At 37.0% G+C, this 10,929-nt stretch carries 7 protein-coding genes; all 7 read left to right on the top strand.

What is annotated here, in order from left to right:
* Window positions 1–11 precede the first annotated feature (11 nt).
* The 7 genes from AC4PG0_RS10460 (at window position 12) to AC4PG0_RS10430 (ending at window position 10,836) form a co-directional block, all read left to right on the top strand.
* Complete coding sequence (locus tag AC4PG0_RS10460; protein ID WP_003759763.1) at window positions 12–329, top strand: F0F1 ATP synthase subunit epsilon; 318 nt, start codon at window positions 12–14, stop codon at window positions 327–329.
* Window positions 326–886: a hypothetical protein gene (locus AC4PG0_RS10455; RefSeq protein WP_003772620.1), complete on the top strand. Its 561-nt coding sequence runs from the start codon at window positions 326–328 to the stop codon at window positions 884–886. The genes AC4PG0_RS10460 and AC4PG0_RS10455 overlap by 4 nt, the downstream gene beginning before the upstream one ends.
* A 143-nt stretch (window positions 887–1,029) precedes the next feature.
* Window positions 1,030–7,011, top strand: coding sequence for a putative cellulose-binding protein LCP (gene lcp / locus AC4PG0_RS10450; protein WP_492167534.1), 5,982 nt, complete (start codon window positions 1,030–1,032; stop codon window positions 7,009–7,011).
* Window positions 7,012–7,172: 161 nt separating this feature from the next.
* Entirely contained in the window at window positions 7,173–7,811 is a 639-nt protein-coding gene (locus tag AC4PG0_RS10445; RefSeq protein ID WP_003772617.1) for a mpt operon Crp-Fnr family transcription regulator, read from the top strand.
* Window positions 7,812–8,107: 296 nt separating this feature from the next.
* Complete coding sequence (locus tag AC4PG0_RS10440; protein ID WP_003772614.1) at window positions 8,108–9,073, top strand: mannose/fructose/sorbose PTS transporter subunit IIA; 966 nt, start codon at window positions 8,108–8,110, stop codon at window positions 9,071–9,073.
* 23 nt (window positions 9,074–9,096) lie between these two features.
* Window positions 9,097–9,903 (top strand): PTS mannose/fructose/sorbose transporter subunit IIC, encoded by an 807-nt coding sequence (locus AC4PG0_RS10435; RefSeq protein ID WP_003764836.1) that lies wholly within the window; start codon window positions 9,097–9,099, stop codon window positions 9,901–9,903.
* A gap of 21 nt (window positions 9,904–9,924) precedes the next feature.
* Window positions 9,925–10,836 (top strand): PTS system mannose/fructose/sorbose family transporter subunit IID, encoded by a 912-nt coding sequence (locus tag AC4PG0_RS10430; RefSeq protein WP_003728942.1) that lies wholly within the window; start codon window positions 9,925–9,927, stop codon window positions 10,834–10,836.
* The last annotated feature ends 93 nt before the right edge of the window (window positions 10,837–10,929 follow it).

Genomic DNA, 10,929 nt, shown 5'->3' with positions numbered 1-10,929 from the left:
AGGAGAGGCAAATGAAACTTAAAATCGTCTCGCCGATGGGGCAATTTTTTGAAGGTGATGTTGAGGGCTTTGTTATTAACACTAAAGAAGGTCAGCAAACTGTATTAGAAGAACACATCGATTGTTTAAGTTTTTTCGACTATAGTGAAATCATCATTTTAGATAGTGCAGCTACAGAGCCTATCTTTGTTGCCCTCGGTTATTTACATCTCGTTCAAAATGAAGCGAATATCATGGCTCAGTATGCTTCAAAAGATGCCAATCAAGCTGAACGAATTTTTGAAAGGCTCAACAAACGAAAACAAATGGAGAACAGGAGGATCACATGATAAGCGGATTTTTTGATACACTGCTACAAATTATTGCTCTTCTGTCCGCGTTTTTTCTTATTGTTTTGCTCCTTCTTACTGGTATTCGATATTTTCTATCAAAAGATGAAGTTCCATTAGAAAAAATTCAACGTTACCAATTGTGGCATAACCGCTACCAATTTGATGCAGAGGTGACAGCCTTTCTTGTCGTTATTACGGCGACACTTCTAGTATGTTTATCTGCAGTACAAATAACCGCCATTCCGTTCCAATTTACATTATTAATGTTTTGGAGTAGCTGGCTGTTTCATCCATTTTCTTATTGGAAAAAAACGCGTACGCCACAAAAACTCAAAAAAGAAATTATGCAGCTACTGGGCTTAGTTTTAATTACAGCTTTGTACTTCGCTGGATACTTTGCACTTAAGTCAATGTATTTAGTACTTGTGCAGGTAGCAGAAGCCCCTTGGCATATCCAACTCGGCGTAAGAAGTTATTTAATTATATGTAGTTTACTTGTAGCCAGTGGAGCACTAATTGTATGGCAACGAATTTACGCTAATTTACTGAAATAGTTTAATAAAAGTCTCTAAAAATCCTGTGTACAGACCGTTTCTTGCTAATGAAAACTTACGAGATTTAATGGGATTAATTAAAGAGAACGGGACTTGTATTACTAGAAAAATGGTCTAAAAAATTTTAAAGGAGATAACTTTATATGATGAAACTTAAAAGCTTGAGGCGTCCATTATTATTGGTCATGGCAGCTTTACTGATTATCGGGCAATTGAATCTTTCGTCCTTCCGAGTATTCGCGGAAGAAAAAGGTAACGAATCAGTTTCTTATGAGATACAAAATGAACTTTCAAGCGACAAGAAAAAAGCTAAATTGAAGATTAAAACAACCCCTAAAAACGAGGAAGTTAAAATCTTAACGATACAAACACCAGATGGTAAAAAAGTAGAAGGTCAAGAAGCAGAATATACAGCCACGAAAAATGGTACTGTGGATTTTGTAATTAACTATCAAGACCAAGATAAAACAGAAAAAACTTATACTGCTTCTTATGAAGTAAATGATATTTCTGAAGAAGTACAAAATACACCGAAACCGACTGTCACGGAAGGAAATACTCCTAAAAAAGGATCTAACTTGCTTAAATCAAGCGCTCCTACTGTGTCAATGAAAATTCCTGATTATAACAAAACAAATTGGGAGAATGGAGACATTAAAGACGTTTCTGTAACAGTTGAGTTTAACAACAACAATGCTTCTGGTAAAAAGATTAATTTCACTTTGCCAGACGGAATGCGTTTTGTTTCTCTACCAGTTCCAAGTAGTTATCAAGCACCTAGTAGCGTAGACTCGAATATTTTAAGTTATTTTGGCGCAGGTAATCCAGTTGGAGATTCGATTACTTCAGTAACTGTTCCAAATAAAGAAACAGGCTACAATAAAGCAACTTATGGTACTTTGAGCTATGAACTAGATCCAGCTACTGAAAAACTAACTCTAAACTTCTCTGTACAAGTAGATGCAGCTAAATACTATGGTCCTACTGACTTGAAGTCTCCAATTAAAGTTGATGCTTATATGGGAGAAGGAAGTACTCCAGCAGCATCCGCAGAGCAAAGCATTCGTGCCGAGGGTAAAACTGTTGTTGGCTATGCAAATCAAAAACAGGTAGACACAATGTTTAGAAACTGGTATACATCTTCATTTTTACCAGAAGTAAGTCCAAGTACAGCCACTGAAGATTCTTATAACTACACTAAACCTTATTCAGTTGTAAATGGTATCAGCCAAATGGATGGACGTGGTTCAAAAATCTTTGTTCCTAAAAACGTTAAAACTACTCTTTATTACCCAGAAGGTATGGAGTATGTAGGCGTAGTTAATGAAAACAAGAGTTTACTAACAAACAACGAAAATAGAACAATCACGCATTATCCAAACGAAAATAAAGTAGAAATTGACTTTAAACAAGAAAATTACTACGGTATTATTGAAACTATTTTAGCAGTAAAATACAAGGTACCAGAAGGAACAGATGAAGGGACTTATACTTCTCCTAAAGTACCACATGCAGTTATTACGACATATGATGATAAAGTGTTTGAAACAGATGCATTAACTAATGATGCAAGTGATACAACAACACTAGCAGCAAAAGACACATGTAAAGTAGTAGGTAAAGCAGCAAATAAAATGGTTATGCTACCAAGAAACTACTATATAAATCCAGATAACGAATCTTGGGCGGGACTTATTCAAATCAATAATAGGCAAACTGCCGGAGTGAAAACAAACCAAATTTACCAAATTAAATTTGATGAAAACTGGGAAGCCTATACTGTCAACATACCTTTTGATGGAACTTACCCAGGTAATAAAGTAAAAGACGTACAGTATAAAACGAACTTAAATTCGGAATATCGAACTTACGATGGTACTCTTCCGAAAACAAATGGTAATAAAATGCTTACTTTAGATGCAACAGCAGTTGGACTTCAAGAAGGCGAGTATTTTACAGAAGTAAAAGCTAACGTTGGAGACTTCTCTGTAGGTTTCACTAATATTGACACAGCTGCCCCATTTAAAGCAGCAAATTCTGCTTCATACGGGATTGTTAAACCAGGTATTACATCTGTTCAATTTGACGTGAATATTTGGAACGCAGATGATGAAGAAAATACAAAAGTTTCAGGATCATCCACATATACAGTTGCTAATAATATAAGTACGGCAGCAAATGGGACAGCTTCATTCTATAATAGTGAAGGCACACCAATTAAAACTGCTCGTGCAGGAGAAACAGTAACAACTAAAGCATCATTAGTTATGCATGATTATCCTTATGGAACAAGATCAGTTCTTAATAATCCGGAAGTTTATCTACGCCAATTAGAAGGAACTACGGTTAAACCATCTTCCATTAAATTAACAGACCAAGATGGCAAAGAAGTTGATTTCACAGTAGAAGCAAAAACTGCTAAAAATGGCGATAAAGTTTATGTCATTAAAACAAAAGATATAACAGTAGGGGAATTTGTTGGTTATCCATCCAAAAAACAATATTTGAATATCAGCTATAACACCACATTTGATATGACATTAAGTAAAAGCATTCACACTGATATTCAAGAATTACTTGCTTGGGGCGGAAGTAACGTAATTTCTGCACTAGGAGCGAACGTCTTCCTAGATAATGGATTAGACGTAAACCAAAATGGTAGAGATGCGGAACGTTTACTTTCAACTAATACAAGTACTCTAAGTGTTCCGAAACAAGATACAGTTGCCGTAGAGACTTTCTTAAATGTAGCCGGAGAAGGAATTAAAGCTGGTTATGTAGAAGGCGATGACAGTACTGTTTCCTATTTCACACCTGGAACTGACGCTGATTATATGGTTAAAATTACGAATACTTCTAGCGGTAGCGCAAGTAGCTTAGATATTTTTATCCCAATTCCAAAAACTGGACAAGACTTTGGTACAAAATTCCAAAGTGAACCTTTCAAATGGGACATGAAGCTAAACGGAGAAGTTCCTATGACAGCTCAGCAAAAATCTCAGTTTGATTTAACCTATACTGCGGATGCCACTGCAGATAATTATACGTCTGATAGCATTTACAGAAATACACTCACTGATTACGGAAAAGCTAACATGGTTCGTATCAAAGTTAAAACTAAAATTGAGTCAGGCGAATCTCAAACAATCAAAGTACCACTGAAAGTAGATGAAACATTTGAATCTGCTACAGCTGGTAACAAAATTGGTGAACGTGATATATACAACCCTTACTATACAGTTGAAACTAACACTTATTCTGGTTCTATCGCAGGAACTCGAGTAGGAGCAGAGTTAGTAATTGTAGAAGTAGCAGGTAAGTTATTCAAAGATAAAAACGCGAGTGGTATTTATGAAACCGCACAGGGCGATACACCACTAGCAAATGAAACGGTTGAATTATACAAATGGGATGAAGCTACATCCACCTATGAACCATTCACCAAAGATGGACAAAATGTAACAACGACAACCGATGCCGATGGAAAATATAAGTTTGATTATAATTTAGGAATTGGTTACGGAAAATATGCTGTGAAATTCCCTGAAAAAGCAGGTTACAAGCATACGTTACAAAATGTTGGTAGAGATAAAGACTTAAATAGTGCAGCACCAAATATGGGTACTGAAATTGGTTGGGTTAAAGATATTGATCCAGCACAACCAGATGCTCAGCACATTAATGCAGGGTACATTTCTTACGTTCCTGAAACAGATTTAAAAGTTAACTTAAATGAAAAAACAGTTCAAGAAGGTAAGAGCCTGAAAATCACTTTACCAAAAGTAGCTCCTACAAGTGGTGAAGCAGCAGAAGATACAATTGAACCAGACATTTTCCAAAAAATCCAAGCTAACACAGATGGGTATAAGTGGACTACAGCTGATGCTTCCGTAGCAACAGCGAAAACACTAACTGATGGTTCTGTCGCAATTGTAGGTGGTTCTACGAATGGGAAAACAATTAGAGTTACAGATTTAACAATTGCTCTTAAAGATATTTTTGGCACAGAGAAAAAATCAACTGCCCCTCTTTATGTAACAACAGCAAACGGTAAAGTTGCTCAAAAAGATGAACTTAAAATTGGAGCAACTAACTTCACATTAGAATACAAAGATGCAGTTGTCCTTAGTGAAGCACAAGCAGTAACTAAAGCCAAAACAGCAGCATTTGAAGAAGTGAAAAACGGTGTGAATTCAGACGCTGAAGATCGCACAGATGTTGTTAAAGTAGACGAACAACAATTAAAAGCTCTTAAAAACGGTTCTAACCGCGGTGGTACGTATCCACTAACATTTACTCTTGAAAAAAATGGTAAAGAAGTTGAAACAGTTATTGATGTAAAAGTAGAAAAAGACCTAACAGAAGTAAATGCTCATGATTCTACTATTTATGTTGGAGATAACTGGCGTGCGGCTGATAACTTTGATAGTGCGCTAAATAAAGAAGGCGAAACGCTTACTTTTGCGGACATCGAGGCTACTGGAACAGTTGATACAACAAAAGCGGGTGAATATCCGGTCACTTATAAATACAATGATACTACTAAAACAGTAACTATCACGGTAAAAGATGATGCGACCGAAATTAACGCGCATGATTCCACAATCTATACAGGCGATACTTGGAGTGCAAAAGATAACTTCGATAGCGCTGCAGATAGAGATGGAAATGAAGTAGCTTTATCAAAAGTAACAGTTACTAATACAGTTAATACAGCACAAGCTGGCACTTACCCAATCACGTATACGTATGGTGGTGTATCAAAAACTATTACAGTAACAGTTAAAGAAAATAAAAAAGGAATTAATGCCCATAACGCTACAATTTATGTAGGAGATAGCTGGACAGCAGAAGATAATTTTGATAATGCTGTTGATAAAGATGGCAATCCAGTAGAATTTTCAAAAGTGACAGTAACTGAAACACCTAATGTTAATACTAATAAAGCAGGAACTTATCAATTGAAATATACTTTTGATGGAGCTTCCAAAACAGTTACTCTTACAGTTAAAAATATTCAAACTGCTGTTAATGCCCACAACTCCACAGTTTATGTAGGAGAAACATGGGAAGCGAAGGATAACTTCGACAGTGCACGAAATAAAGACGGAGAAACAGTCGCTTTTGCAGATGTAGAAGTAGAAGGAAATGTGGATATGACCGTAGCAGGAACATATTCAATCACTTACAAATACGACGGTTTTTCTAAAACAATTAAAGTAACAGTTAAAAATCCACAAACTGCAATAACTGCACATGATTCTGTGGTTTATACAGGAGACAATTGGAGTGCTAAAGATAACTTTGATAGTGCAATTGATAAGGCTGGGAAACCAGTAGCTTATAGGGATATTACGGTGGAAGAAGATCCAACAGTGGACTTAAATACACCAGGAACCTACTCAGTAACGTATAAATATCAAGGTATATCTAAAGTAGTACAAATTACTGTGAAACCAAGACAAACTAAAGTAGAATCTCACGATAGCACGATTTATGCAGGAGCAAATTGGAACGCCAAAGACAACTTCGATTCAGCGATAGATAAAAAAGGCGATGACGTCAAACTACCTGATGTGACTGTAATTGGCCGTGTTGATAACCAAACACCAGGCACATATGAAATCACTTATCGTTATGACGGTGTAACAAGCGTTTCTCGCGTGACAGTTTTACAAAATCATGCCAAAATCATTGTTAATGATAGTAAGCTGAAAACAAATGCAAATTGGGATGCGAAAGATAATTTCGTTCGCGCAATGTCTAGAGACGGTAGCGAAATTCCAATGTCTAAAGTAAAAGTTGAAGGTAAAGTTAATACGAAAAAAGCTGGGAAATACCAAGTAACTTATACAATTGATCCTAATGAAGGAACAGTAGATGCTGGAAAAGAAGAGCTTTCTGTTACAGCTACAATCGAAGTAGTAGAAGGAAAAGTAACAATAACTCCATCAGAAAATAGCAATTCAGATGTAAAACCTGGTAAACAAAAAACAGCAACATACCAACAAGCAATACCAAGAACAGGGGACCAAATGAATTTATGGGTTGTTGTAATGGGCGCTTGCCTAGTAGGATTTGCGCTGTTCCTATGGACGTTTAGACAAAGAAGACGTCACGGATAATTGAAAGAATAGTTTCGGGGAGGTAGGTATGTCAGGTTTAGACTAGCCTACCTTTTCCGGACATTTAAACAAGTTTTTCTATAGAGAGTTAGTTATACAGATAATACGGTTCAACCGATAGCCAAGGGTTTTAGACATCTAGGAGGAAAGGAAGTAGAAAAATGACCTTTTTAGAATTTCATCAACTAATCAGCCAAGATTCACTGATTTATTCATGGATTAGGAAAAATTTTTCTTTTGTTCACCAGGAGTTGGAGGCAGGTAAGGAACTTAAAATGCAGCATGAACAACTAATCATTATGGAAAAAGGCCTGCTAATACAAAAAAGCGAAGAAGATAAGAAGCTTACTTTTCAACGAGTATTCGCGGATCAACGGATTATTTTTACGACAGGTGGAAGTCTTACATTAGGTGCTCTAGAAGATACGGTTTATAGCGTTATCCCTACAGACGAATTGTTTGAGAAATTGGATGAGCATCAATTGTTACCTAATTTCTTTTTACAAATAGCTGAAGATTTTGAGGTAAGTATCGAATGGCAAAGAAAGTTAATGTCGGCTTATCCAGAGGAACGGGTCAGAATGGTTTTGAGAAAAGTAATTGAACGATACAAACTAGATCCCGTGCACAATCCAGTATTTCCAAGATGGCTTAAAATTTATGTTCTAGCAAAGTTCGCAAAATGTTCCGTCTCAACAACTTCTATGATAGTAAATGATTTAGCTGAGAAGGGTGAAATTAATGTTAAAATGACTCCTTGGATATTAATGCAGGATTCACCAGCATATTGTGTCTCTTAATAAAACTATAAAAAACTACTCAAATTCAATTTTTGAGTAGTTTTTTTGTATTTTAGTAGGGTTAATATGAAATTAATAACTTTTTTCAATATACTTTGTTCATTTTTTAGATACACTAAAATTTGAGTATCTATTTTCTGTATTAATGAGCGATACACTATTTAATATCTTTATAATTTAGAATGATAAAGTATTGGTAAATAAGGGTTTTGGATGCAATACTAATAAGTTGGCACAGAACTTGCAATATATTAAGCGGGTAGCAAAATAAATGAATTATATTAGGAGGGAAAAAGATGGTAGGAATTATCCTCGCAACTCACGGTGAATTTGCTGAAGGTATTTTGCAGTCCGGAACAATGATTTTCGGCGAGCAAGAAAACGTTAAAGCAATCACTTTGATGCCAAGCGAAGGTCCAGAAGACATCAAAGCTAAAATGGAAGCTGCAATTGCATCCTTTGATAGCCAAGATGAAGTTTTATTCTTAGTGGATCTTTGGGGAGGCACACCATTCAATCAAGCAAACGGTCTTTATGAATTACATAAAGATAAGTGGGCAATCGTAGCAGGACTTAATTTGCCAATGCTGATTGAAGCTTTCTCATCACGTTTCACAATGGAAAGCGCACACGAAATCGCAGCAAATATCCTTGCGCCAGCTCAAGAAGGTATCCGCGTGAAACCAGAAGAACTTCAGCCGCAAGTAACAGCTACTGAACAACCACAAGCAGAAATCGCTGCAGTTGGTGATGGCAAAATCGAATTCGTTTTAACTCGTGTTGATTCACGTCTATTACATGGTCAAGTAGCCACTGCTTGGACAAAAGCAACACACCCAACAAGAATCATCGTCGTTTCAGATGCAGTTGCAAAAGACGATCTTCGTAAAAAATTAATCGAACAAGCAGCACCACCAGGAGTAAAAGCTAACGTTATCCCAGTCCAAAAAATGATTGAGATTTCAAAAGATCCACGTTTCGGCAATACAAAAGCACTTTTATTATTCGAAAATCCTCAAGATGTTCTACGCGCAATTGAAGGTGGCGTAGAAATCGAACAAGTAAACGTTGGTTCCATGGCTCACTCTGTAGGTAAAGTTGTTGTTAGCAAAGTACTTTCCATGGGGAAAGATGATGTAGCCACTTTTGAAAAATTAAAAGAAAAAGGTGTTAAATTCGATGTGCGTAAAGTTCCTAATGACTCAAGCGCTAACATGGAAGACATCATCAAAAAAGCAAAAAATGAACTAAAGACACAATAAAAAATTAAAATAGGAGGTTTATTATGTCTGTCATATCAATAATTTTAGTAGTACTTATTGCATTTTTAGCAGGTATTGAAGGAATTCTAGATGAATTTCAGTTCCATCAGCCATTAATCGCATGTACATTAATTGGTCTCGTAACAGGTAACTTAACAGCATGTATCATCCTTGGCGGAACTCTACAAATGATCGCACTTGGATGGGCAAACATCGGAGCAGCCGTAGCACCAGATGCCGCGCTTGCCTCAGTAGCTTCAGCAATTATATTAGTTTTAGGTGGACAAGGGGTAGCAGGTATTCCGTCCGCAATCGCAATTGCAATTCCGCTTGCAGTAGCAGGTCTTTTCTTAACTATGATCGTTCGTACATTGGCAGTTCCAATTGTTCACTTGATGGACAGAGCCGCTGAAAAAGGGAATATTCGCACCGTAGAGTGGTTACATATTTCAGCAATTTGTATGCAAGGTATTCGTATCGCAATCCCTGCAGCAGCACTTTTATTCATTCCAGCAGACAGCGTTCAATCTTTCTTAGAAGCAATGCCAGCTTGGTTAACAGATGGTATGGCTATCGGTGGAGGAATGGTAGTTGCCGTTGGTTATGCGCTTGTTATTAACATGATGGCTACTAAAGAAGTATGGCCGTTCTTCGTTATCGGTTTCGTAGTAGCTGCAATTTCTCAACTTACACTTATCGCAATTGGTGCTCTAGGTGTTGCACTTGCTCTTATTTACCTTAACCTATCTAAAATGGGTGGCGGTAACTCAAACGGCGGTGGAGGCGGAAACTCTCGCGATCCACTGGGCGATATATTAAACGACTATTAATAAAAAAAGGAGGAGAATAGAATGGCAGAAAAAATCGAATTATCAAAGAGAGACCGTCTACGCGTAGCATGGCGCTCTACGTTCATTCAAGGTTCATGGAACTACGAACGTATGCAAAATGGTGGCTGGGCATTCTCTATGATTCCCGCTATTAAAAAATTATATAAAACAAAAGAAGACCGTTCATCTGCGTTAAAACGTCATTTAGAATTCTTTAATACACATCCATATATTGCATCTCCAATTCTTGGGGTAACACTTGCACTTGAAGAAGAACGTGCAAATGGTGCAGAAGTTGATGATGTAGCAATTCAAGGGGTTAAAGTTGGTATGATGGGACCTCTAGCTGGTGTTGGTGACCCAGTATTCTGGTTTACAATTCGTCCAATGTTAGGAGCATTAGGTGCTTCTCTTGCCTTGAGTGGAAACATTCTTGGACCTATCTTATTCTTCGTTGCTTGGAACGTAATCCGTTGGGGCTTCATGTGGTATACACAAGAATTCGGCTACAAAGCTGGTTCTAAAATTACTGATGACCTTTCTGGTGGATTACTACAAGACATTACAAAAGGTGCTTCGATACTCGGGATGTTCGTCCTCGCCGCCTTGGTGCAGAGATGGGTAAATATCCAGTTTGCGCCAATTATCTCGAAAGTTAAACTTGATGAAGGTGCGTATATTGACTGGAGCCATCTTCCACAAGGTGCACAAGGTATCAAAACTGCTTTAGAACAACAACAAGCAGGTTTAGCTCTTTCTGAAATTAAAGTAACAACCTTGCAAAATAACTTGGATAACTTAATCCCAGGACTTGCAGCAGTAGCTCTTACATTCCTATGTATGTGGTTACTTAAGAAAAAAATCAGCCCAATTATCATCATTCTAGGTCTATTCGTAGTTGGTATAGTTGGTCACTTAATCGGGCTTCTGTAAAAATAAGCTGATCGAAAAGAGGCTGGTGCAATATTCACCGAGCCTCTTTTCGTTTAGATATATGACACAGATAAACGAATACGGTATAATAAA

The sequence above is a fragment of the Listeria sp. MAN/IMW/UF464 genome (assembly GCF_058683955.1).
This window is presented reverse-complemented; position numbering and strand designations above follow the sequence as displayed.

What these genes read in the sequence shown, in the direction of transcription:
- AC4PG0_RS10460 (WP_003759763.1), top strand. Translation starts at nt 12, where the DNA reads ATGAAACTTAAAATCGTCTCGCCGATGGGGCAATTTTTTGAAGGTGAT.
- AC4PG0_RS10455 (WP_003772620.1), top strand. Translation starts at nt 326, where the DNA reads ATGATAAGCGGATTTTTTGATACACTGCTACAAATTATTGCTCTTCTG.
- lcp (WP_492167534.1), top strand. Translation starts at nt 1,030, where the DNA reads ATGATGAAACTTAAAAGCTTGAGGCGTCCATTATTATTGGTCATGGCA.
- AC4PG0_RS10445 (WP_003772617.1), top strand. Translation starts at nt 7,173, where the DNA reads ATGACCTTTTTAGAATTTCATCAACTAATCAGCCAAGATTCACTGATT.
- AC4PG0_RS10440 (WP_003772614.1), top strand. Translation starts at nt 8,108, where the DNA reads ATGGTAGGAATTATCCTCGCAACTCACGGTGAATTTGCTGAAGGTATT.
- AC4PG0_RS10435 (WP_003764836.1), top strand. Translation starts at nt 9,097, where the DNA reads ATGTCTGTCATATCAATAATTTTAGTAGTACTTATTGCATTTTTAGCA.
- AC4PG0_RS10430 (WP_003728942.1), top strand. Translation starts at nt 9,925, where the DNA reads ATGGCAGAAAAAATCGAATTATCAAAGAGAGACCGTCTACGCGTAGCA.